Source organism: Vibrio ulleungensis (genome assembly GCF_016900875.1).
In the GTDB taxonomy this organism is placed as follows: domain Bacteria; phylum Pseudomonadota; class Gammaproteobacteria; order Enterobacterales; family Vibrionaceae; genus Vibrio; species Vibrio ulleungensis.
In genome coordinates this window covers 56,394-79,939 of record NZ_JAFEUM010000012.1, presented here as the reverse complement: position 1 = coordinate 79,939, position 23,546 = coordinate 56,394, and the positions used below count along the sequence as shown (strand labels likewise).

The 23,546-nt window shown below is 46.8% G+C and carries 23 protein-coding genes, 1 rRNA gene and 1 pseudogene; 14 read left to right on the top strand and 11 right to left on the bottom strand.

Annotated elements, in window-relative coordinates:
• Positions 1-84 (bottom strand): 16S ribosomal RNA (locus JQC93_RS19490); the annotation flags it as partial.
• A gap of 580 nt (positions 85-664) precedes the next feature.
• Here JQC93_RS19490 and JQC93_RS19485 point away from each other — a divergent pair.
• Positions 665-1,213 carry a gamma carbonic anhydrase family protein gene (locus JQC93_RS19485; RefSeq protein WP_205159999.1) on the top strand — a complete coding sequence of 183 codons (549 nt, stop codon included), beginning with the start codon at positions 665-667 and terminating at the stop codon, positions 1,211-1,213.
• On the opposite strand, the gene JQC93_RS19480 is transcribed toward JQC93_RS19485, so the two are convergent.
• The 4 genes from JQC93_RS19480 to JQC93_RS19465 form a co-directional block, all read right to left on the bottom strand.
• The gene (locus tag JQC93_RS19480) at positions 1,210-1,482 is read right to left on the bottom strand and encodes a DUF1488 family protein (RefSeq protein WP_205159998.1); all 273 of its coding nucleotides are present in this window, start codon (positions 1,480-1,482) and stop codon (positions 1,210-1,212) included. The two genes, JQC93_RS19485 and JQC93_RS19480, sit on opposite strands and share 4 nt — an antisense overlap.
• A 37-nt stretch (positions 1,483-1,519) precedes the next feature.
• Positions 1,520-2,389: a shikimate dehydrogenase gene (gene aroE / locus JQC93_RS19475; protein WP_408068620.1), complete on the bottom strand. Its 870-nt coding sequence runs from the start codon at positions 2,387-2,389 to the stop codon at positions 1,520-1,522.
• A 99-nt stretch (positions 2,390-2,488) separates the two neighbouring features.
• Positions 2,489-3,415, bottom strand: coding sequence for an oxygen-dependent coproporphyrinogen oxidase (hemF, locus tag JQC93_RS19470; protein WP_205159997.1), 927 nt, complete (start codon positions 3,413-3,415; stop codon positions 2,489-2,491).
• A gap of 1 nt (position 3,416) precedes the next feature.
• Positions 3,417-3,974 carry an L-threonylcarbamoyladenylate synthase gene (locus JQC93_RS19465; RefSeq protein ID WP_084884552.1) on the bottom strand — a complete coding sequence of 186 codons (558 nt, stop codon included), beginning with the start codon at positions 3,972-3,974 and terminating at the stop codon, positions 3,417-3,419.
• Positions 3,975-4,143: 169 nt separating this feature from the next.
• Between JQC93_RS19465 and purE the strand changes: the two genes are divergently transcribed.
• Together purE and JQC93_RS19455 are read left to right on the top strand one after the other, a co-directional pair.
• Positions 4,144-4,629: a 5-(carboxyamino)imidazole ribonucleotide mutase gene (gene purE / locus JQC93_RS19460; protein ID WP_084884538.1), complete on the top strand. Its 486-nt coding sequence runs from the start codon at positions 4,144-4,146 to the stop codon at positions 4,627-4,629.
• 5 nt (positions 4,630-4,634) lie between these two features.
• Positions 4,635-5,792: a 5-(carboxyamino)imidazole ribonucleotide synthase gene (locus tag JQC93_RS19455; RefSeq protein WP_205159996.1), complete on the top strand. Its 1,158-nt coding sequence runs from the start codon at positions 4,635-4,637 to the stop codon at positions 5,790-5,792.
• A gap of 70 nt (positions 5,793-5,862) precedes the next feature.
• Here the strand turns inward: JQC93_RS19455 and JQC93_RS19450 are convergent, their stop codons facing one another.
• From JQC93_RS19450 to dprA, 3 genes are read right to left on the bottom strand one after another with little or no spacing between them, the layout of a single operon-like run.
• Entirely contained in the window at positions 5,863-6,417 is a 555-nt protein-coding gene (locus tag JQC93_RS19450; protein WP_205159995.1) for a DNA topoisomerase family protein, read from the bottom strand.
• A gap of 48 nt (positions 6,418-6,465) precedes the next feature.
• Positions 6,466-6,939 carry a DUF494 family protein gene (locus JQC93_RS19445; protein WP_205159994.1) on the bottom strand — a complete coding sequence of 158 codons (474 nt, stop codon included), beginning with the start codon at positions 6,937-6,939 and terminating at the stop codon, positions 6,466-6,468.
• The gene (gene dprA / locus JQC93_RS19440) at positions 6,936-8,072 is read right to left on the bottom strand and encodes a DNA-processing protein DprA (protein WP_205160003.1); all 1,137 of its coding nucleotides are present in this window, start codon (positions 8,070-8,072) and stop codon (positions 6,936-6,938) included. The genes JQC93_RS19445 and dprA overlap by 4 nt, the downstream gene beginning before the upstream one ends.
• Positions 8,073-8,230: 158 nt before the next feature.
• Here dprA and def point away from each other — a divergent pair, with 158 nt between their 5' ends.
• The 5 genes from def to JQC93_RS19415 all read left to right on the top strand — a co-directional run bounded on the left by def (position 8,231) and on the right by JQC93_RS19415 (position 13,901).
• Positions 8,231-8,743 (top strand): peptide deformylase, encoded by a 513-nt coding sequence (gene def, locus JQC93_RS19435; RefSeq protein ID WP_084884530.1) that lies wholly within the window; start codon positions 8,231-8,233, stop codon positions 8,741-8,743.
• A 9-nt stretch (positions 8,744-8,752) separates the two neighbouring features.
• Positions 8,753-9,700: a methionyl-tRNA formyltransferase gene (gene fmt, locus JQC93_RS19430; RefSeq protein WP_205159993.1), complete on the top strand. Its 948-nt coding sequence runs from the start codon at positions 8,753-8,755 to the stop codon at positions 9,698-9,700.
• Between the two features lie 67 nt (positions 9,701-9,767).
• On the top strand, positions 9,768-11,048 hold the full coding sequence (gene rsmB / locus JQC93_RS19425; protein ID WP_205159992.1) for a 16S rRNA (cytosine(967)-C(5))-methyltransferase RsmB: 1,281 nt from the start codon (positions 9,768-9,770) through the stop codon (positions 11,046-11,048).
• A gap of 15 nt (positions 11,049-11,063) precedes the next feature.
• Positions 11,064-12,440: a Trk system potassium transporter TrkA gene (gene trkA, locus JQC93_RS19420; protein ID WP_205159991.1), complete on the top strand. Its 1,377-nt coding sequence runs from the start codon at positions 11,064-11,066 to the stop codon at positions 12,438-12,440.
• Between the two features lie 15 nt (positions 12,441-12,455).
• Positions 12,456-13,901 carry a TrkH family potassium uptake protein gene (locus JQC93_RS19415; protein ID WP_205159990.1) on the top strand — a complete coding sequence of 482 codons (1,446 nt, stop codon included), beginning with the start codon at positions 12,456-12,458 and terminating at the stop codon, positions 13,899-13,901.
• Here the strand turns inward: JQC93_RS19415 and JQC93_RS19410 are convergent.
• Positions 13,898-14,692: a sporulation protein gene (locus JQC93_RS19410; protein ID WP_205159989.1), complete on the bottom strand. Its 795-nt coding sequence runs from the start codon at positions 14,690-14,692 to the stop codon at positions 13,898-13,900. The two genes, JQC93_RS19415 and JQC93_RS19410, sit on opposite strands and share 4 nt — an antisense overlap.
• 272 nt (positions 14,693-14,964) lie before the next feature.
• On the opposite strand from JQC93_RS19410, the gene JQC93_RS19405 reads away from it, so the two are divergent.
• The 5 genes from JQC93_RS19405 (at position 14,965) to JQC93_RS19385 (ending at position 18,746) form a co-directional block, all read left to right on the top strand.
• Positions 14,965-15,129, top strand: coding sequence for a hypothetical protein (locus JQC93_RS19405; protein ID WP_205159988.1), 165 nt, complete (start codon positions 14,965-14,967; stop codon positions 15,127-15,129).
• Positions 15,130-15,228: 99 nt separating this feature from the next.
• A complete protein-coding gene (locus JQC93_RS19400; protein WP_084884519.1) occupies positions 15,229-15,492 on the top strand; it encodes a YihD family protein in 264 nt (87 codons plus the stop codon).
• 131 nt (positions 15,493-15,623) lie between these two features.
• On the top strand, positions 15,624-17,045 hold the full coding sequence (gene ccoG, locus JQC93_RS19395) for a cytochrome c oxidase accessory protein CcoG (RefSeq protein WP_205159987.1): 1,422 nt from the start codon (positions 15,624-15,626) through the stop codon (positions 17,043-17,045).
• A 55-nt stretch (positions 17,046-17,100) separates the two neighbouring features.
• Positions 17,101-18,084 carry a serine/threonine protein kinase gene (locus JQC93_RS19390; protein ID WP_205159986.1) on the top strand — a complete coding sequence of 328 codons (984 nt, stop codon included), beginning with the start codon at positions 17,101-17,103 and terminating at the stop codon, positions 18,082-18,084.
• A gap of 62 nt (positions 18,085-18,146) precedes the next feature.
• Positions 18,147-18,746, top strand: coding sequence for a thiol:disulfide interchange protein DsbA/DsbL (locus JQC93_RS19385; RefSeq protein ID WP_205159985.1), 600 nt, complete (start codon positions 18,147-18,149; stop codon positions 18,744-18,746).
• A gap of 87 nt (positions 18,747-18,833) precedes the next feature.
• Here JQC93_RS19385 and JQC93_RS19380 read toward each other — a convergent pair whose 3' ends face one another.
• Positions 18,834-19,712, bottom strand: a complete 879-nt coding sequence (locus tag JQC93_RS19380; RefSeq protein WP_205159984.1) for an acyltransferase — start codon at positions 19,710-19,712, stop codon at positions 18,834-18,836.
• Between the two features lie 93 nt (positions 19,713-19,805).
• Positions 19,806-21,236: pseudogene (locus JQC93_RS19375) on the bottom strand (YifB family Mg chelatase-like AAA ATPase); the annotation flags it as partial.
• Positions 21,237-21,286: 50 nt separating this feature from the next.
• Here JQC93_RS19375 and JQC93_RS19370 point away from each other — a divergent pair.
• Positions 21,287-22,864 (top strand): recombinase family protein, encoded by a 1,578-nt coding sequence (locus JQC93_RS19370; RefSeq protein WP_205159982.1) that lies wholly within the window; start codon positions 21,287-21,289, stop codon positions 22,862-22,864.
• The last annotated feature ends 682 nt before the right edge of the window (positions 22,865-23,546 follow it).

The window sequence follows — 23,546 nt, the reverse complement described above, 5'->3', positions numbered from 1 at the left end:
TCAATGTTGTCGTTTCCGCTCGACTTGCATGTGTTAGGCCTGCCGCCAGCGTTCAATCTGAGCCATGATCAAACTCTTCAATTTAAAGTTTTTTGTGACTCAATGAATACTGACTTCAAAACTACTATGTAATTTTAAAGCTATTATCGTTCCAACAGAACGATAATGAATTGACTGTGCCAAATAACTCATTCCCGAAAGAAGTTGCTATTCGTATTGGTCACTCGGTTCATTGAAATCAAGTTGATTCCGAGGAATCTATTTTGATTATCATCAACGAGTGCCCACACAGATTGATAGGTTTATATTGTTAAAGAGCGTTGTTCTTTCGAACGCCACTGAGGTCTCCCTCGAAGTGGACGGCCATTCTAGCGATTTGAGTCTCAGTGTCAAACACTTTTTTGCTTTTTATTTCGAAGCGTATTTTCGAATCGAAATTGTGCAAATGACTCAGCCACTTGGCCTACTGATGCGGCTGAAGCGTTGTGCGCTCTACCGTGTCAGTGAGGCGGCATTATAGAGATCCGAATCACATTGGCAAGTGTTTTATTGCACTTTTTCCAGAAAAAAGTGCACTTGCACATAAAAGCGCCATTGACGGGCTTTTTTGCTATGTTTATGTACACTAGAACCTACAAACACGTGCATTTGGATGGGTAAAACGATGAGTTCACTACGAAGCTATAAAGGGATAAGCCCTAAAGTTGGCCGCAACGTCTATATAGATAGCAGTTCTGTATTAGTTGGAGATATTACACTAGGTGATGATGCCAGTATTTGGCCATTGGTGGCGGCACGCGGTGATGTGAATCATATTGAGATTGGTGCCCGCTCGAACATTCAGGACGGCAGTGTACTCCACGTCACTCATAAAAATGTCGACAACCCCAATGGTTACCCTCTCATTATTGGAGACGATGTCACTGTTGGCCATAAAGTCATGCTTCATGGCTGCACCATTGGTAACCGAGTATTAGTTGGTATGGGGGCTATTATTCTGGATGCTGCAATCATCGAAGATGACGTGATGATTGGGGCTGGTAGTCTAGTACCACCAGGCAAAGTTCTTGAAAGCGGTTTTTTGTATGTGGGTAGCCCAGTAAAACAAGCTAGGCCTCTAAAAGAGCAAGAGCGTGCCTTTTTACAGAAATCGGCCGACAACTATGTGCAAAACAAAAATGACTATATTGAAGAAGTACACGATTTAAACTAATTCAGCGTATTTACTACGACTCGTCCTTGCGAGTCGTAGTCTTCATCTTCTATTAACTGTTCCGCTGTCTCTTCTAAATCGAATCGAAACTGGTTGAATACCGAAAACCCTTCTGTTTGTTCAACCACAGGCTTGCCAGCAAGTTCCTCAAGTAACTCGGCTGGAACAATACATTCCAATAACGCCCCCATAGATTGGGCCATGAAGATGACACAGCGTTGCTGTTCGTCCCAGCGCAGCTCATCACCAAATAGTATCGATTGATTCATGTCTTTAGTTCCAAGGTGATTGAGTGAGTCTTATAAATTAGGCCTGTAGATTCTTACGTAGCTCTCGCAAGACCTGTTTCGCTCCTGGTCGAATACCACGCCAAAGCATAAAGCTTTCTGCTGCCTGGCCCACTAGCATCCCTAGACCATCAAAAGCGTGAGCGGCCCCATTATCGAGTGCCCATTGGTTAAATGTGGTGACGCCTTTGCCATAAACCATATCGTATGCAACGGTCTGACGGCCAAAGATAGCTGAAGACACCGGAGGCAGACTGTTGGACAAACTGGTCGAAGTTGAATTGATCACCACATCAAAGGTTTGGTTAATTTGATCTAATGGTTGGCTGATTACGGGCCCTATATCGGCAAACACCTGTTGAAGCTGTTGCGCTTTTTCATAAGTTCGATTGGTTATCGTTAAACTCAATGGAGACTGTTCGAGCAGAGGTTGGATCACACCTCGCGCCGCACCTCCAGCGCCAATAAGCAAAATGTTCGCCCCTTGCAGCACAGTATTGTATTGCAGCAGGTCTTGTACTAGCCCCTCACCGTCGGTGGTGTCTCCAAGAATCTTGCCATCATCGAGCTTTTTCAGTGTATTAACCGCGCCCGCTCGTTTTGCTCGATCCGTAAGTTGATTGGCAAACTCGAAAGCCTCTTCTTTATACGGCATGGTGATGTTGCACCCCCTGCCACCTTCAGCAAAAAACTGCGTTACTTCGCCAACGAAGTCGTCATTCTTCGGTTCACAAGCGGTATAAGAGAGGGATTGATTTGTCTGACGCGCAAATAACGTATGAATAAAAGGTGATTTACTCTGACTGATAGGGCTTCCATAGACCTTGTATTGATCCACACTGGTTTGTGACATTGCTGATTGAGTGGAGTGTTGGCTGTTGTCAGACATGACCTATTTAATCCTTGTCGTTATTGTCGAGTCATGTATGACCCTATCATTAGTGTTCAACGAAAAAAAGCACCCTGTTTGGGTGCTTTGCTCAATTGTTTACCAAGCTCTTGGTGTTAAGTAGTCGTACAGTTGGGCTTCTTCGCTGCCATCGTCGGGATGATAGTTGTATTCCCAACGTGCCAATGGGGGCATCGACATTAATATTGATTCAGTCCTCCCACCACTTTGCAATCCAAACAAAGTGCCTCTGTCATACACCAAATTAAACTCGACATAGCGCCCGCGTCGATATAGCTGAAACTGACGTTGACGATCGGAAAAGGCGGTTTGATGACGTCGTTCAACAATAGGGACATAAGCGTCGATATAACCCAAACCCACCGCTTGCATGTACGCAAAACACTGCTCAAACGGCCACTGATTCAGGTCGTCAAAAAACAGACCTCCTACACCACGAGTTTCATCTCGGTGAGGTAGATAAAAATACTCGTCGCACCACTTCTTATGCTCGTCATAGACAGAATCACCAAAAGGCTCACACACGCTCTTCGCCACATCATGCCAGTGCTGTGCGTCCTGCTCAAACGGATAAAAAGGTGTAAGGTCGAAGCCTCCGCCAAACCACCAAATAGGGTCGCACCCTTCTTTTTCGGCGACAAAGAATCGAACATTGGCGTGCGATGTCGGGACATAAGGGTTATGCGGATGCATGACTAACGAAACGCCCATCGCTTGATATCGACGTCCCTCCAGCTCTGGTCGGTGAGCTGTCGCAGATTTTGGCATGCTCTTGCCTTCAACATGAGAGAAGTTAACTCCTCCTTGCTCAAACACATGCCCATTGGTCATCACTCGAGTACGACCGCCGCCACCGAGTCTCTCCCCTGGCTCTCTCGACCAGATTTCCTGCTCAAAGGTTCCAACACCATCCACCTTTTCTAACGCTTCACAGATGGTGTCTTGCAGCCCAAGTAAAAACTGCTTTACCGCTTGGATATCTATTGCTTGTTGTGATGACTGCATACTACCCCTGCCTCAAAGTGGTCGATGTTAGGATATCTCGAATCTCGCTTGGCCCCTGACGACCGCCTGTCTGCCCTTTAACAATGACGACAGCGGTATCACCCAGTTGCTGTTCCACCTCTTGGTAGGTGATACATGCGGGTTGCCCGCTCAAATTAGCACTGGTGGATGTAATCGGTTTTCCAAACTGTTCACACAGCTCAATAACCAACGGATGATCCGTCACTCTGACAGCGACAGAATCAAACTGCCCACTCACAAGGGAGAGCAAACGCTCTGAGGCTGGGATAACCCAAGTAAAAGGCCCAGGCCAAGTGCGAGTTGCGCGCTCTAGCTGTTCGGAGGTCACTTGGCTAAGGTCGACGTATGGCATTAACTGCTCAAATGACGACGCGATAAGGATTAACCCTTTACTAGGATCGCGCTGCTTAATATTTAAAAGGCTTTCTAATGCCTGTTGATTGTCGGGATCACATCCAACACCAAACACACCTTCCGTTGGGTAAGCAATCACGCCCCCATTATTAAGCGCCTCAATGGCGGCTTGTAAATCGATCACTGCATTCCCTATTTGAGCGATAAAACGACCCTTAGTGTACTGCGAATCGTTTTCATTGCTCAAATGAAAAATCTGAAACAAGTTGACGCAAACGTTTTCCTAAAGCAAAAACAGTCGTATAATGCGCGCAAATTCCCCTTCGCAGATAAAAGATTAAAGAGGTAGGTAAATGAAAGTCGGTATTATTATGGGCTCGAAATCTGATTGGCCAACCATGAAGCTGGCCGCTGAGATGCTGGATACTTTCGGTGTAGAGTACGAAACCAAAGTGGTTTCAGCGCACCGTACTCCACAACTCCTTGCCGACTACGCCAGTTCTGCAAAAGAACGTGGCCTAAAAGTAATCATTGCAGGGGCAGGAGGTGCTGCACACCTTCCAGGTATGACAGCCGCTTTTACTAGCCTGCCAGTACTTGGTGTTCCAGTTCAATCACGCACCATGAGTGGTATGGACTCTCTATACTCTATCGTTCAGATGCCTAAAGGTATTGCGGTTGGGACACTAGCGATAGGTGAAGCGGGCGCGGCTAACTCTGGTCTACTGGCGGCTCAAATCATCGGTACTTTTGATGAGCAAGTAATGAGCAAAGTAGAAGAGTTCCGAGCAAAACAGACGGAAACTGTTCTCGCTAATCCAAACCCTGCAGAGGACTAAGCATCATGGCTTCAACCACAGCTCAAGTTTTAGTGTTGGGTTCCGGTCAGTTAGCACGAATGATGTCACTGGCCGTTGCACCACTTAACATCGACATCAAAGCCTTTGATGTTGGCAGTGAAAACATCGTTCACCCGCTTACGCAGGCCGTGTTAGGACATGGATTGGTTGATGCTATTGCCTCTGCGGATGTGATCACAGCAGAATTTGAACACATCCCTCACGATGTTCTCGATTTATGCGAACAAAGTGGAAAATTCTATCCAACCACCAAGGCGATAAAAGCCGGTGGCGATAGAAGAATAGAAAAATCACTGCTTGATGATGCTAAGGTCAAAAACGCCCCTTATGCCATCATCAATACCCGTGAAGATTTTGATGCGGCGGTTGCCACCGTTGGCCTCCCTATGGTGCTCAAAAGTGCCCTAGGCGGTTACGATGGAAAAGGCCAATGGCGTTTAAAAGAGCGCGCGCAAATGGACGCTATTTGGCAAGAGATGCAGCAGTGTATCTCAGAGTCACCCGCCCAAGCGATCGTGGCTGAAGCCTTTATTCCGTTTCAACGAGAAGTATCTTTAGTCGGCGCAAGAAGCACCACCGGTGAAGTCAAAGTGTACCCACTGGCCGAAAATGTTCACACTGATGGCGTGTTAACACTGTCCACCGCGATTGACGAGCCTCAGCTCCAGCTGCAAGCCAAGCAGATGTTCGAGGCTGTCGCGGACTCTTTAGATTACGTTGGCGTACTAGCGCTCGAGTTTTTTGATGTTGATGGACAGCTGTTGGTCAATGAGATCGCACCTAGAGTTCACAACTCAGGACATTGGACTCAGCAAGGTGCCATCACCTGTCAGTTTGAAAACCATATTCGAGCAGTCTGTGGACTTCCCTTAGGATCGACAGAATGCATACGACCTACCGCAATGATAAACATTTTGGGTGAAGACAGTGTACCTAACTCTTTGTTAGCACTGGCTGATTGCCACATTCATTGGTATGGAAAAGAAAAGAGAGCAGGTCGCAAGATGGGGCACATTAATCTATGTGGCCAAACCAAAGCGGAGCTTGATAGCCAACTTAAACACGTCGCCGCTATCTTGGACAACGATGCGTTTCCGGTGTTAAAGCACCTTATACCAACCAAAGCAATGAAAATGGTCTGAAAATAAAAACGGGTTCATCAGTTGATGAACCCGTTTCTTTTACATTCTTTGTACAGTTTAACTGCCTTGCTTAGTTCTCTTGCTTAGTTTGGCAACCACGACTAGCACACGCCAATGAGTGCTTTTTTTCCACCAACAACGGGTAGCCGCACTCTTGACACTGACCCACAACCGGCGGGAAGTTTACGGCAAACTTGCACTTTGGATAGGCGTTACAGGCGTAAAAGGTCTTTCCATTACGACTGCGCCTCGCAGTTAACGTTCCTTCAGCGCATTCTGGGCAAGATACTGTCGCTTCAACCTGCTCTTTGGGGGCATCTAGTGACTCGATATGCTGACACTGTGGATAAGCGCTGCAGCCTATAAACATGCCATAGCGACCTTGGCGCAACACCAATTCATTCTCGCACTTTGGACAGGCAACGCCTAAAGGCTTCACGATGTGGCCGTCATTATGATTCAACGAATGGATATAGTCACAATCGGGATAGCGATTGCAGCCAAGAAAAGGACCACGTTTACCGTGTTTTAATGTCAGCGTTCCCTCGTGGCATTGAGGGCAGGCCTGATTATCTAAAGCGTGCTCATGAGCACCAAATAAAGCGGGATCAATTTTAGAACTCATCACTACTCACACGGGATGTTGGCCAGCACTTAACGCATTAGCCAGGAATTAATGAAGCAACCCTTGCTCTTTCGAATACAGCAACTCTTCCATTTGCATGTAAGCATTTTCGTTGCCAGGAGAATTAAACAGCACCATCAGTACCACCCATTTTAACTCTTCAAGGCTAAATTCTTCTATATCGATCCCCATGACTCGGTCAATCACCAACTCGCGAGTTTCGGGCATCAATACACCAGCTTGCTCAAGAAGCAGCAAAAAACCTCGGCTTTCGGCGTTTAGGCGATGCGATTCTTGTTCCGTATAGATACGCGTAGACGACGCTGCACTGGTTGCGATGCCTTGCGCAGCATCTTCTTGCTGTAGCGCGGCAAGCTCTTCTAACCAGGTGAGTGCTTTATAGATTTCTTGTTTGCGAAAGCCTGCCTTAAGCAGTTCTTCTTCAAGCTCTTCCTGATTAATGACCAGTTCAGACTCACTATGGATATAAGTTTCGAACAGATACATCAAGATATCCATCATGGCGCGTTCCCCCTAATACGAATGTAGCCACCAGCTACCGATGCAACATGACCTGCGAGTTCTAATTCAACAAGTTGGGTCATGAGCTCTTGAACCTTTATATGGGTACGCTGGGCGAGAATATCAACCGGCGTGGGTTCTACTCCTAAATTAGCTAACAGCAACGGGAAAGGCAAGCCGCTATCAGGGTCATTACCCTCGTTTAATCGAGTTTCTTCGTTTTGAGGCGATGGTGAAGTTATCGATGGTGGATGACTTATTGAGCCCCGCAGATCATTGGATGCAATATTCAGCGCCGAGCGACACCGGTGAATGAACTGCTGGTAGCTTTGGATAAGTTCAGCGCCCTCATTAATCAGTGCATTGCTGCCAGTGGATACCGGTGAATGAAAGGCCCCGGGCACCACAAAGACATCTCTATTTTGCTCGGCCGCGCAGCGAGCCGTGATAAGCGAGCCACTTTTGTGAGCAGCTTCTACCACCAATACAGCACTGGCTAGCCCACTGATAATACGATTTCGCCTTGGGAAGTGCCCGGCTTTTGGCCTGACCCAAGGTGCAAATTCAGAGACCAATGCCCCTTGTTCTTTAATTCGGGCAGCGAGCTGACTATGGCGTTTGGGGTAGATGTGCTGCAAACCCGACCCTAACACCGCTACGGTGCTTGCCGATTCTGAACACCGAGAGAGCGCCCCTTGATGGGCACAACCATCAATGCCAATCGCTAACCCACTGGTAGTGGTAATACCATCTTGAGCAAGGCTTGCCGAAAATTGAGACGCTATCTGTTTGCCATCAAAGCTTGCGTTGCGACTGCCGACAATAGCCACCTGCGGACACGTTAGCCACTTAAGCGCTCCTTCAACAAATAATACTGGAGGGGATGCCGATGTCTCTAGGAGCTGACTAGGATACAGATCATGGTAGCGCGCCACACAGTGGCGCAGCTCACTACCGTCTAACCAAGCGTCTATTTTGGATAACCATGGATGCTGGGTTGAGCGTAAAAATTGAGTTTGAGTAGGATTAAACCCCGCAAGTGTCAGCTCCCTTTCGGAATACGATAAAAGCTCTTGAGGCGTGACTGCATCGATGATCGCAGAAAATTTTATGGGGCCAATGCCTGGGGTCATCCACAGTATCAGCCAACTTCGAAGCGTCTCATCCACACTTTCTCCCTAGAATTGTTGTGCAAAATTACGCCAAGGCTGTCAATTGGGTGACAAAATGTCTAGAATTGACCCAATTATCTTGTGCGCTTTACGGCGCGGTTCAACATTACTAAGTCATTATGTCATTATTACCAGTACTTACTTTTCCTGATGAGCGCTTGCGCACTGTTGCAACGCCACTTACAGAATTTACCCCAGAACTCCAAACCATGATCGACGACATGATTGAAACCATGTACGCCGAAGAAGGGATTGGTCTTGCAGCAACGCAAGTGGATTACCACAAGCAATTGATCGTCATTGATGTGTCTGACACTCGCGATCAGCCGATGGTATTAATCAATCCAGAAATCATCGAAAAAAGCGGTGAAGACGGCATTGAAGAAGGCTGCCTATCGGTTCCTGGCGCTAAAGCGTTAGTGCCACGTGCTGCAGAAGTCACTGTAAAAGCGCTCGATCGCGACGGTAAAGAGTTCAGCTTTGAAGCCGACGATTTACTCGCTATTTGTGTGCAACACGAAATGGACCATTTAAAAGGTAAGCTGTTTGTCGATTACTTGTCTCCTTTAAAGCGCAAGCGAATTAAAGACAAGCTAGAAAAAATCAAACGCTTCAACGAACGCCAACAATAGGTCACCCCATTGAGTAAGCCTCTAAACATTGTCTTTGCAGGCACCCCTGACTTTGCCGCAAAACATTTACAAGCATTGATTGACAGCGAACACCATGTGATTGCGGCGTACACACAGCCCGACCGTCCTGCCGGACGAGGTAAAAAACTGGCTGAGTCTGCGGTAAAGACCTTGGCTAAGAGCCATGACATTCCAGTTTTTCAGCCAGAGAACTTTAAGTCTGACGAAGCAAAAGCTGAATTAGCCGCACTGAACGCAGACCTAATGGTTGTCGTAGCCTACGGGTTACTGCTACCGCAAGTGGTTCTCGATACCCCGAAATTGGGTTGTATCAATGTTCATGGATCAATCCTTCCCCGCTGGCGCGGCGCGGCACCTATTCAACGCTCTATATGGGCTGGAGATAGCGAAACCGGCGTCACCATTATGCAGATGGATATTGGATTAGACACAGGTGACATGCTGAAAATCGCCACGCTTCCGATCGACAGTGACGATACCAGCACCACTATGTACAACAAGTTGGCTCAACTTGGTCCTACCGCGCTCATTGATTGTGTAAAAGAGATTGCGAATGGCACTGCAAAGCCGGTTAAACAAGACGACGAGCTTGCGAACTACGCCAAAAAGCTGAGCAAAGACGAAGCAAAAATCGACTGGACGCAAAGCGCTGAACACATCGAGCGCTGTGTACGAGCCTTCAACCCTTGGCCAATCAGTCATTTTGTCGCTAATAAGCACGCCATTAAGCTATGGCAGAGCCGTGTTGACACACGCACTGTCGATCAAGCACCAGGTACGATAATTCAAGCGGATAAAAGCGGATTATATGTAGCGACGGGTGAAGGCGTATTGGTCCTAGAGAGCTTGCAAGTACCCGGTAAAAAAGCGATGTCTGTTCAAGATATTTTGAACTCACGCGCTGATTGGTTTGCCGTTGGGTCTACACTAAGCTAGCCACCCCTTTTAATTTATTAGAACTTTTCGAGGGCAGAGATGCTCTCTTTCTGTTACAGGTACTGTTATGAATGTTCGCGCTGTTGCTGCCGATGTCCTTTTCCGAGTGGTCGATAAAGGCCAATCCATGTCCACCTTACTTCCTCAAGCGTTAGGTAAAATTAAACCCCGCGATCACGCCCTACTGCAAGAGATTTGCTATGGCTCGTTGCGCGTATTACCACGTTTAGAAGCCATCGCTTCGGAGTTGATGGATAAACCATTGAAAGGAAAGCAACGAGTCTTTCACCATCTCATTTTAGTAGGGCTTTATCAGTTAAGTGCAATGCGCGTTGCCGAGCACGCAGCCGTTGCCGAAACGGTAGAAGCCACCAAAGACCTAAAGGGCCCAAGACTTCGCGGCCTCATTAATGCTGTGCTGCGTAACTACCAGCGCAACAAAGAGGCACTCGATGCCAAAGCCATCAGCTTTGATGCGGGCAAATATGTCCACCCTAGTTGGCTGCTCAAACTGCTCAAAGAGGCGTATCCTGACCAATGGCAGAGTATTATTGAGGCCAATAATACTAAGGCCCCTATGTGGATCAGAGTCAACACTCAACACAACAGTGTTGATGCGTACCTTGCCCTGCTTGAACAAGAAGGCATTGCGGCCACTAAAAATGCGTTTGCTCCACATGCACTGCTTCTAGAAAAACCACAAGACGTTCGCAACCTGCCTGGTTTTGAGCAAGGCTGGGCATCGGTTCAAGATGCCGCGGCTCAACTCTCGGCGGGTTTTTTAAAACCTCATGACGACGAGCTGATCCTCGATTGCTGCGCCGCCCCTGGCGGTAAAACCGCGCACATCCTAGAGCTTGCGCCAAATGCGCAAGTGGTCGCAGTGGACAGCGATGAGCAACGTCTAGAACGAGTGCACGATAACTTTGAACGCTTGAACATTTCCGCACAAATCATTTGTGGGGATGCTCGCTATCCACAAGATTGGTGGCAAGGTGAGCAGTTTGACAAGATATTGTTGGATGCTCCATGTTCTGCAACAGGTGTGATCCGTCGTCACCCAGACATTAAGTGGCTGCGCCGCGCCAACGATATTGAGGCACTGGCGGACCTACAGCGCGAAATTATGGATGCTATGTGGCAGCAATTAAAAGTTGGTGGCACAATGGTTTACGCAACTTGCTCGATCACTCCACAAGAGAATGTCGACCAAGTGAAAGCATTCTTGTCTCGCACCAGTAATGTGCAATTGGAACTCAGTGACATTGAGGCACCTGGGCTGCAAATTTTGCCAGGACAAGACAACATGGACGGATTTTATTACGCCGTGCTCACAAAGCAGGCGTAACAGGAAAATACCAGTATGAAAATTATCATCTTGGGCGCAGGTCAAGTCGGCGGTACGCTGGCTGAGAACTTAGTGGGTGAAAATAACGACATAACGGTTGTCGACACCAACAGTGATCGGTTAGCCGAACTGCAAGATAAGTACGATCTTCGTGTTATCCATGGTTACGCGAGCCACCCTAGTGTGTTGCGTGAAGCCGGTGCTCAAGATGCCGATATGCTGGTGGCGGTAACCAATACCGACGAAACCAATATGGCCGCTTGTCAGATAGCGTTTACCGTGTTTAACACCCCAAATCGAATTGCACGGATCCGTTCATCCGAATATCTGCAAGAAAAAGACACTCTGTTCCACTCTGGCGCCGTCCCTGTTGATCATCTCATCGCCCCTGAAGCCCTAGTGACTAGCTATATTGAGAGACTCATTCAATACCCTGGTGCGCTACAGGTAGTGAGCTTTGCAGAGCAAAAGGTGAGCTTAGTTGCCGTAAAAGCCTACTACGGTGGACCACTTGTGGGGAACGCGATATCAGCATTACGCGAGCATATGCCACACATCGATACGCGAGTAGCCGCAATATTTCGCCAAGGTCGACCTATTCGACCGCAAGGCACCACCATTATTGAAGCCGACGATGAAGTCTTTTTTGTCGCCGCCAGCAACAACATTCGCTCTGTGATGAGTGAGCTGCAACGTCTAGAGAAACCGTACCGACGCATCATGATTGTGGGTGGGGGTAACATTGGTGCTAGCCTCGCTAAGCGCCTAGAAAGAAGCTACAACGTGAAGCTCATTGAACGCAGCTACAAACGGGCTGAGTCGTTGTCGGAAGAATTAGAGCACACCACCGTATTTTGTGGTGATGCAGCGGACCAAGAGCTCCTGAGCGAAGAGAGCATAGACCAAGTAGACGTGTTCATTGCGCTGACCAACGAAGACGAAACCAACATTATGTCTGCAATGTTGGCTAAAAAGCTTGGTGCTAAAAAAGTGATGGTACTGATCCAACGTGGCGCTTATGTCGACTTGGTTCAAGGCGGTAGCATTGATGTTGCCATCTCGCCCCAACAAGCCACTATTTCGGCGCTGCTGACCCACGTAAGACGCGCGGATATCGTTAACGTAAGTTCATTAAGACGCGGCGCAGCCGAAGCCATTGAAGCCATTGCTCACGGCGATGAAAACACCTCGAAAGTGGTGGGCAAAGCGATTGGTGAGATAAAACTTCCACCCGGCACCACCATTGGCGCCATTGTGCGTGGGGATGAGGTGCTTATTGCACACGATCGTACTGTGATTGAACAAGATGACCATGTGGTGATGTTCTTGGTCGACAAGAAATTTGTCCCCGACGTCGAAGCCTTGTTCCAACCTAGCCCTTTCTTCTTGTAACTAAGAGCGGCGACGATGGTTAACGTACGCCCCATTCTATTCGTGCTTGGACTGGTGCTGTCCAAAGTGGCGTTGTTTATGTACCCGCCAACGGTGTTAGCGCTGTTTAACCCTGGTAGCGGGTTTATAGAGTTTGCGGTAGCCGTGGCCATTACTCACCTTTCCGCATTGGGCTTTCTCGCCATTGGCAAAACTGTCGATTTTAAACTGGGCGTTCGTGATATGTTTTTAATCACAGCGCTGGTCTGGACGGTGAGCAGTGTGTTTGCGGCGCTGCCGTTCGTTTTCATTAACCATATCAGTTTCACCGATGCCTATTTTGAGACCATGTCGGGGATCACCACTACCGGCTCTACGGTGCTTAGTGGCCTAGATAGCATGTCGCACAGCATTTTGCTGTGGCGCTCTACCTTACAATGGTTAGGTGGCATTGGTTTTATCGTTATGGGAGTGGCAATACTTCCGATGCTCAACATCGGGGGTATGCGGCTGTTTCAAACCGAATCGTCAGACTGGTCAGATAAAAGCTCGCCGCGGATCAAAAATGTCGCCAAAAACATTGTCACCGTGTACATCACTCTGACCGTACTGTGCTTTGTGGGTTACCTGCTTAGTGGCATGAATCTGTTTGAAGCAATCAATCACGCCTTAACGACATTATCGACCGGCGGTTACTCAACCTCCGATGGTTCGATGAATCACTTTTCTTACCGCGCTCATTGGGTTGCCATACTATTTATGTTTTTGGGCGGCTTACCATTTTTATTGTTTGTTTCGTTAGTGACGCAAAAAAGCCCGAGAAAAATACTGTCCGATGAACAGGTTAAAGGCTTTGCTCGACTCTTTTTATTGGCGAGTGTTTTGGTGGGGCTATGGCTTACCCTAGTTGATGACTACCCCATTAGTGATGCAATCAGAGTATCAATGTTTAACGTTGTATCGGTGATGACAACCACAGGGTTTGGGTTGGACGACTTCACGTCTTGGGGCGCGCTACCCTCCGTACTGTTTGTATTTCTATTGATGACGGGGGCGTGCTCAGGCTCTACCAGTGGTGGGATAAAGCTATTTCGCTTTCAAGTGGCTCGATCGTTACTGAAAATTCAACTTATGAAACTGATACACCCAAGAGGTGTGTTTGTGCAGCGTTACAATCGTAAAAAAGTCAGTGAAGACATCGTGCGCTCAGTGGTTGCGTTCAGCTTACTGTTTTTTATCACCATCATTGTGCTTGCCGCGCTGCTCGCATCTATGGGGCTCGACCCAATAACCAGCTTATCGGGAGCCATAACAGCAGTTGCGAATGTAGGACCAGGCATGGGGGCCGTAATTGGACCTACAGGGAATTTCGCCACCTTACCGGATGCGGCAAAGTGGCTACTGAGCTTTGGGATGTTATTGGGCCGGCTTGAAATTCTCACTATTTTGGTGTTATTTGTGCCTGCCTTTTGGAAACGCTAACCCCTAAGCTGATCAATCAGACCCAAGACTTGTTGCCCAGCATCAACCGGATCCACGGGTAAGGTGATGGTCAACTTGTGGGTGATTTCATCGTTACCAATAAACCTCGAAATCATTCCGCCTAACCCTTTCTTCTGACGGTCAATCTCAACCCATATTTGCAAAGCATCTTGATCGCGATACAGCAGCAGTTCGACCTCGCGTACTAACCCGTGATAAGGGCCAGTAGTTGGTACAAACTCAAACTGTTGTACAAACGGCAGTTCAAACCCTTTGGCTGCCTCACACTCTACCTGACGAATCCGTAAACCTTGCTCTTCAAGCTCAGAAAAAATACCGTCCATAATAGGGTCTGGGCGCACCGTTAAACGATCTTCATCAGATGGGTCGATGGCATTGTCTATATCTAAGCTCGTTTCTAGCCACACTTTTGAGTCTCCAATAGTGACTGGCGTATTCCACGGCACATTTAAGTTAACTTCGAATTCGCGCTCTTCACTGGGGTTAATGGTAAATGAGTATGGCAACCTCCAGTCATCCAACACAAATTGACGTTTCACTTTTTCACGTCGTTTTGCGTCGGTATGGCGATCTTTTTTGACCACTTCTTCGACATACTGACAACAGAGTTTAACGTTGATATGGTCAATGGCTTGTTCCGTCGCCCCTCCATATACATGAATGGTCACAGCGACGGTTTCTCCAGGAATTAGGACTTCTTGATGCAACACAGAATCAACTTTCGCTGATCCTATACCAAAGCTTGCGAGAGTTTTCTTGAGAAATGACATACCGTGCCTCCTGCGAATGATGTCCTACGAGTTCTTATTAGAATGCGAGATGTGCGACTTGTTCATTTGGGTAACTAAAACTGAATCGAATGTAACAAACTGTCGATATTTTAATCATACAATGCTAGCCTTGTTAATGGTATGACATTCATACTTAAAACTTCGACTCAAGATTAGGAACGGTGTAAACCAGGCTATTTTTACATGAAGTAGCAGCTTGAATTCGAATAACTAAAATGGCCATGGATGTGCCTGACGACTTAGGAATCAATATGCGATCCACTCCTGTCAGGTTTTCTCGTTCACACGGCGGGGCGTCTCGTCGCCGCGCAAGTTTTGCTAAAGCGACAACTGCAAGCGCATCACCAGCACCCGTTACATTGGTTGCTCAAAATGTCGCTCGCAAAGCGTCTACCTCCGCAGTGAAAGCCGCGTAAACAAAAAGCGCAGTATCTACTGCGCTTTTTTCTTAGCTTTTTTCTCACCATTTGATAACCTTGCCATGCCTTTCACATACACCTATAAGGATGCCCATCATGAGCTGTCATCGCATCGACGAACTGCTTGAACTACTCGACTCACACTGGCAAAAAACACCCGATACAAATTTGTTGGCCTTTCTTGTTCAGTTAACCCAAGAGGCTGGTTACGACGGAAAGCTCGAGGATCTGACCGACGATGTGTTGATTTATCACCTAAAAATGCGCAACACCGAAAAAGACGAAATGATCCCGGGTCTTGCTAAAGACCAAGAAGACGACTTTAAAACAGCTCTACTAAAAGCGCGTGGCGTGATTTAAGCACACTAAACCTAGAGCACGGTTACGGTTTACGAAATCTAAATCGCTATACTGACTGCAAGGTGCACAAATAAGCGCCAGATGAAATCGTAGGCCCGAAGAGGTCGCTGTCAATAAAGCAAGGAAGCCCAATGAAAGACTCGCAACGCATCGAGGTTAAAGACGTTACTGCAAAAACGTTTAATCCGAAAACCCATAAAGGTGGAGGGGATCGATTTAATCCCAGTAACCGAATTTATGTCCGTCAAAGTAAAGGAACTTTCCAGTTGCTTCGACGATATGGTGCGTGGTTCTTACTAGGGCTTTTTGCTTTGATCCCGTGGATCAACCTAAGCGGTCAACAACTGGTGTTACTGGATATCGCTCAGCGACAGTTCCATATTTTTGGCACCACCTTTTACCCTCAAGATCTGCCGATCTTAGCAACCCTGTTTATCATTGCGGCTTTTGGGCTGTTCTTTATTACCACCTTTCTTGGCCGGGTCTGGTGCGGGTACCTGTGTCCACAAACGGTGTGGACGTTTATGTACATCTGGTTTGAAGAAAAGCTAGAAGGTGCTGCAAACAAACGCCGAAAACAAGACTCTCAACCCATTACGCAAAAGCTCTTCGTCCGCAAAGGACTCAAGCATATAGCGTGGTTATTTATTGCAACAGCAACCGGACTTACCTTTGTCGGCTACTTTGTTCCTGTCCGCCAACTTGTGATTGATTTTGTCACCTTAAACGCCAGCTTCAATGCCTATTTTTGGGTGTTTTTCTTTGCTATTTGTACTTACGCCAATGCCGGTTGGATGCGCTCTATTGTGTGTATTCATATGTGTCCTTATGCGCGTTTTCAATCTGCGATGTTTGATAAAGACACCTTTATCGTCGGCTACGACGAAAAACGTGGTGAACAGCGTGGACCCCGTTCGCGTAAAGTTGATCCCAAAACGAAGGGGCTTGGTGATTGCATCGACTGCGATTTGTGTGTTCAGGTCTGCCCATCGGGAATCGATATCCGAGACGGCTTGCAGTACGAGTGTATAAACTGCGGAGCCTGTATCGACGCCTGTGACGTTACCATGGATAGAATGGGTTACGACAAAGGACTCATTAGCTACACCACCGAACATAAGTTGGCTGGTCACTCAACCAAGGTAATGCGTCCCAAGCTTATCGGCTATGGCGTGGTACTGCTGTTAATGATGGTATTCTTGGTCAATCAAGTTGCCAGTGTTGAGCCGTTTGGTTTAAGTGTGATTCGGGATCGTTCTCAGCTTTATCAGGTCAACAACGATGGGCTAGTGACCAACACCTACAATTTAAAAATTATTAACAAGTCTCCGACCATTCAAGCGTATCAGTTGGATGTCGAAGGCATGTCACCAGTAACTTGGTATGGACCGCGAACGGTGCGCGTGGCACCTGGAGAGGTCATAAATCATCCCTTCAGCTTAGGCGTGGATGAAAACGCATTAGATGGTTCAGTCACAACTATTGAGTTTGTCGTGACGGATGAACAAGGGTTTACATTGAATAAAGAAAGCCGATTTATTAAAAACCTTTAATGCTTCTCCCCTATACAAAGGCCGCTCAGTGAGCGGCCAACTTTTTATGAGTATCATGCAGAAATTTAATTTTGATCATCTTACCCCCGATTTTATGTGGCAAGCCTTGTTGTCTATCGGTGTGCGCGCGGAGTCAGGGCTACTGGCCTTAAACAGTTATGAAAATCGGGTTTATCAATTTAGTGATGAAAACCAGCAGCGATATGTGGTTAAGTTTTATCGACCTCAACGCTGGAGTGATGCTCAGCTGCTCGAAGAACACGCATTAGCACTAGAATTGGTCGAAGCTGAGGTCCCTGTGGTTGCTCCGTTAGTGATTAATGGAACCACTTTGCATCAATACCAAGGAAGCTACTTCACTCTCTTCCCAAGTGTTGGAGGGCGTCAGTTTGAAGTCGACAACTTAGGGCAACTGGAGTCTTTAGGTCGCTATTTGGGTAGGCTTCATCAAGTGTCGTTGAGCGACTCTTTTATTCACCGTCCAACGATGGACCTTAACGAGTACTTGTATCAATCCAGAGAGCAATTACAAAACAACTCTGCGATACCGAGGCATCTAGAAAATGCATTCTTTGGCGATTTGGACGTTCTTATTAGTGCTATTGAATCTCAATGGCCCAATGATGTGGTGATAGGCCGCTTACATGGTGATTGCCACCCAGGTAATATTCTATGGCGCAACGATGCCCCCGTCATCGTCGATCTTGATGACGCGCGTAATGGACCTGCCATCCAAGATATTTGGATGCTACTAAATGGCGAGCGTGCTGATAAAATGATGCAGTTGGACATTTTGTTAGAGGAATATCAACAATATTGCGATTTTGATAACAATCAATTGAAACTTATCGAGCCATTACGCGGTCTTAGATTAGTCTACTACATGGCTTGGCTAAATCGACGCTGGCAAGATCCCGCGTTCCCACTTGCGTTTCCATGGTTTGGAGAGGATAAGTATTGGGAAGGTCAAGTACTGGCTTTTAAAGAACAAATTGCGCTTCTTAACGAGCCACCATTGACGTTAGCCCCTCAATGGTAATTAAATAGAACACTAAACCTGCGCCAATAAGCAGATAAAAGGTCAAAGGAGAACCTTAATCCATGAAGAAACTCATCGTTTTACTCTCAACAATGATGTTGTCACTAAGTGCATTTGCCGCTCAATTTAACGAAGGCACTCACTACACTGTTTTAGACCAAGAAAAATCCAGCAAACCCGTGGTAAACGAGTTTTTCTCATTTTACTGTCCACACTGTTTCAGCTTCGAGCCACTGGTTAAAGGGCTAAAAGAATCGTTGCCAGACGGCACCAAGTTTCAAAAGTCGCATGTTTCTTTTATGGGAGGCAACATGGGCGCATCAATGAGTAAAGGCTACGCAACGATGATTTCCCTTAAAGCAGAAGAAACCATGGTCCCTGTGATGTTTAATCGCATCCACAACCAGAGCAAGCCACCTCAAAGCAATGAAGAGCTGCGCCAAATGTTCGTTGATGAAGGGTTTGACGGCAAAAAGTTTGATGCTGCATTTAACGGTTTCGCGGTGGACTCTATGGTTCGTCGATTCGACAAAGAATTCCAAAAAGCAGGTTTACGCGGTGTTCCAGCGTTTATTGTGAACAATAAATATCAGGTTAATATCGGTTCAATCAGCTCTGGTGCAGAGTTTAATGACTTGGTTAACTACCTACTAAAACTGTAATACCCTAAATACAACAAACCCCGCGAATATATGCGGGGTTTGTTCATTCACAATGAAGTTCAGTCATTTTCAGTGCCAGTAAACCAATCATTGGTAATGCTTTTCGAGCAATCTATCCTTTTCTTCCCATACATCGCCAAGCCAGTGCTGAAATCGTCGTTTGTACGGTTTGTCATTAAAGTAATCACCCAATACGTGCTCGTCGATAGGCCTCACCGTGACATCCACCACTATACGATTCATTCGTCCCATGAGCATATCTCTAAATGGGTTTTCAACATTTTGCGGGTAAGCCAAAGTTACATCGAGGATACTGTCAAACTGCTCTCCCATTGCCGCTAAAGTATAGGCAATGCCTCCAGACTTAGGTTGCAGAAGGTGTTGGTAACCCGCCTTACTGGTGGCGAGCTTCTGTTTGGTACAGCGAGTACCTTCTACATAATTTACGACAGTTGTAGGGGTATGCTTAAATTGCTCGCAGGAGCGACGCGTAGTGCGTAAATCTTCCCCTCGCTTTTCTGGGTGCCTAAGCAGATATTCTCGGGAGTAGCGTTTCATAAAAGGCATACCTAAAGCCCAACACGCCATCCCCATAAGCGGGATATAAAGCAGTTGCTGCTTCATAAAGAACTTTGGCATCGGAATACGATCTTTAAACACACAACAGAGCACCACAATATCGGTCCAACTGCGATGGTTGCTGATCATCAAATACCAGCCATGCTTACTAAGATTGTCAACGCCCGAAATATCCCACTCAACTCGATTGAACAGTCTTAATATGCCAGCGTTTAAAGTCGCCCATACCCACATGAGTTGATTCGCCAAAGCGGTTGGATAGCGTTTGAGTACCAAGGTGGGTGTCATTACCTTGATAAGGGCTATGATACAGATCAACAGCGAAATGATCGCCGTATTAACGATCACCAAAAATGAAGTAGCAACTAAGATCAAATAGCCGTGCATAGGGTTAGTTCTGTATTATTATCAGGTTAAACAATGACCTCGACATTATACTAACCTAGCCGACGAATGGAATATGCGACTTGGTCGGAGTTGTTAACCCTCGTAAGCACTATTGAGCCGGTTAAGAAGCCTGTCCATGGCTCGGTACCCTAGTGCTTCGGATATATGGTGGCGAGATATGGCACTCTGCTCGTCCAAATCAGCGATTGTTCGTGCCACCTTTAAAATCCGGTGATACGCTCGAATCGACAATCCTAACTGGTGTAACGCATCTTCTAAAAAACGGGCATCATTGGGCGTCAATTGACAGACTTTTTCCAATTGTCGACCAGTCAACTGCGCATTGATCACGCCTGCCCGGTCAACCATCACCTCACGTGCTTTATTTACACGTTGTTTCACAATCTCGGTAGATTCTCCACGATCCCCACCTTCCGCTAGCACACCTTTTGGCAGCAAAGGGATTTCGACGGACATATCAAATCGATCCAAAAGTGGGCCCGATAAGCGACTTAAGTAGCGCAATATAACGTTGGTGTGCTGGCGGCTTTGGTCCGAGTAATACCCACTGGGGCTTGGGTTAAGTGCTCCCACCAACTGAAAACGAGCAGGGAAGCGGGTTTTACCATTGGCGCGAGAAATAATAATTTCACCGGACTCTAAAGGCTCTCGTAAAGAGTCCAAAGCGCGCCGTTCAAATTCAGGGAGTTCATCTAAAAAGAGCAATCCATTATGAGCCAATGAGATTTCTCCCGGTCTTGGGTTAGTCCCACCACCCACTAGCGCCGCCATTGAAGCTGAATGATGCGGCGATCGAAAAGGACGGTTTCTCCAATTACTGGAACTCACCTGATGTGATACCAAAGAAGTGACTGCTGCGGTTTCAATGGCTTGATCTTGAGTAAGAGGAGGCAATAGGTCACTCAATCGAGAAGCGAGCATCGTTTTTCCTGTACCAGGAGGCCCCAAAAAGAGAAGATTGTGTTCACCCGCCGCAGCAATCTCGAGCGCTCTTTTACCATGAGCCTGTCCGATAATATCTTGAAGATCTCGGGTTGGACCTTTTGTAGCAGCGTGCGGCTCTGCCACAGTCGATGCAACAGGAAGCGCTTGCTGGCCAAATAAGCTCTGACACACATCAAGCAGGCTGGCCGCGCAGCGATGGTGCTCTCCTCCCACTAACGCAGCATGATGTGCGTTGGACTGTGGCACCACCAATACACGCTGGTGTTTGTTTGCGGCAATAGCGGCGGGTAACACGCCTTTTACAGCGCGTAAGGTGCCATTTAACGCCAACTCCCCCACAAATTCATGCTGACAAAGTTGGCTGTCTGGCAGCTGATCTGAGGCCGCTAAAATGCCCAGCGCAATAGGAAGATCGAAACGCCCGCCCTCTTTAGGTAGATCCGCCGGCGCTAAGCTGACAGTGATCCTATTGTGAGGAAATTCAAAGCGAGAATTGATCAGCGCACAGCGCACGCGATCTTTCGCTTCTTTAACTGTAGTCTCCGGCAACCCCACCATGTTTATAGTGTGCTATATTAACCCTACATACATTTTTAAGGCAAACTAGCATGAAAAGGGCTTTCCTATACCTACGATTTTCTAGTGCGACACAAGCAAAAGGTCATTCTTACGAGAGGCAGCACTCTAGAGCGGTTGAGTATTGTCAGCGCAACAACCTCGATTTACAGGAAACAACCTACGAAGACCTTGGTATTTCAGCCTTTAAAGGTTCTAACTTACAAGGCTCACTAGGTCGTCTCCTTGAAGCTATTAACGTCGGTGTTATCACTCAAGATGATGTCATTCTAGTAGAAAACCTAGACCGTATCTCTCGACAAGAGCCAACAAATGCCATGTCTCTATTTTCTCAATTACTAGGTACGGGTATCCCAATCGTGACTTTAACGGACGGTCAAACCCACTCAAAGCAAGATTTACAGGATAACCCCTATAAACTCTTTGTCTCAATAGCTGCTCTTTTGCGTGCTTACGAAGAATCCAAAACAAAATCTATCCGTCTTAAATCTGCTTGGGAAAAGAAACACAGAGAAGCTAAACAAGGCGTAGTTAAAACCAAAATTGTCCCTAGTTGGTTAAAGGTTGATAATGGCAAACTTGAGGTAATTCCGTCTCAGGCAGAATCAATCAGCTATATATTCCATCTAGCATCATCCGGTAAAGGGTGTGCAGCAATAGCCTCTCAATTGAACAGGGAAAAAATCCCCCCACTCAGCCTAAGAGCTAAACACTGGCACTCTAGTTTTATTGCTCGATTGCTTAATGATGGTCGAGTGATTGGTCGTCTGACACCTTTTAACCACAATCCAGACGGAACAATTACGCCTGACATCAGCCGAGTGATAGAAAACTACTACCCGCAAGTAATCCCAGAGCAACTCTACTACGAAGTGCAAGCAGCTAAGAAAGCCCCAACTAATCGCGCAGGCCGCAAAGGAGCCAATTTTTCTAATTTGCTACAAGGTTGCGCCTACTGTCAGACTTGTGGCGGGAAGATGAGCTACATTAATAAGGGCGCAAAAAACAAGAGAACCCATCTTCAATGTTCCTCCTCAAAGCTCAAAGGCTGTAGCAATGATACTCGTTACGAATACTCCTACATCGAGGGTAAAGTACTAAACTTATTGTATGCTGTTGACCTATCGAGTTTGATGCCTACGGTCATCACTTCTGGTGCTGACTCTCTTCAATCCTTGGTTGGTCGCCTAGCTGAAATAGAAAAGAAGATTGACAGCCTCATTGACATATCAGAGATACCACAAGCTCGAGATAAGTTAATCCAACTAGGGCAGGAACAAAATCAACTCAAATCTAAAATCGACCAAGCTTCCGAAGAAGCAAAAGCTCAAAATCATGCCCGTGGGATTACGGAAAGCATAGCAGCTTGGGACGAACTATTGACCACTTGCGCGAATGGGAATACTGAGAATAGAATCAAACTCAATGGTTTTTTACGTAATAATGCTAAGTTTATTTTCTCTACTTCTGAGGCTGAAGACGGCGAAGGGTTTATCACAACATTAATCACAGCATATTTATTCAATATGAATGACCCTTGGTTTACTGTTGGTGGCGATTTAAAGAAAGGCGGTAAAACTCAAAACTATAGTGGCAATCATAGTACCTAGTATGTGTGTGTTGTACCGCTTAAAGTCGTCCCTACACGCACACACACTTGTTGAGAATTATTCTCATCTTCACATCAATAGTCGTCTCTCACCGTCTTATTACCCTACGGCAGTATGTCCCTGAGCCACTTTCAAAAACGACAAACCCTTTACCAATAAGGGCTGAGAGCGTATTTCCAGTATTATCGGTATACTCTTATCAGGACTTGTTCTCACGAATACTGATTGAGTATCACAGCGTCATGTTTATGCTCACCGTCCGACCACGAGCGCTACGCCCAAAGTTTCCCGTCCCCGAGCCTATCGCCTCGTGTCCGTGAGGCTGTGCTTACTCGTGTCCGTCCAATGCTTACTGTTTTTCCCAGCGCCCACCCAGCAACATCGGTCAGTGGCGCGACACTCTATTTTATTGGTGCTCGTAGCAGGTGTGAGCACAAGCAATAAACACCGTATCGCACCACAACTGACCATCACCGCTGAGTTTGAACAGGAACCGAAAAACAGGGAGAGTTGGTCTGTTGCTTTACTTACCTATCGGGGTTATCGATGTAACCCAATTAGCACTTAACAACCTTGATAATTATCCTTAAAGGGTGCAACTGCACCTTGAACAAAATAAGGGTGCAAATACTGCGCATGGTCTCGGCATTTAATGTCGATGACCCCATCACAAAGGAGAAAA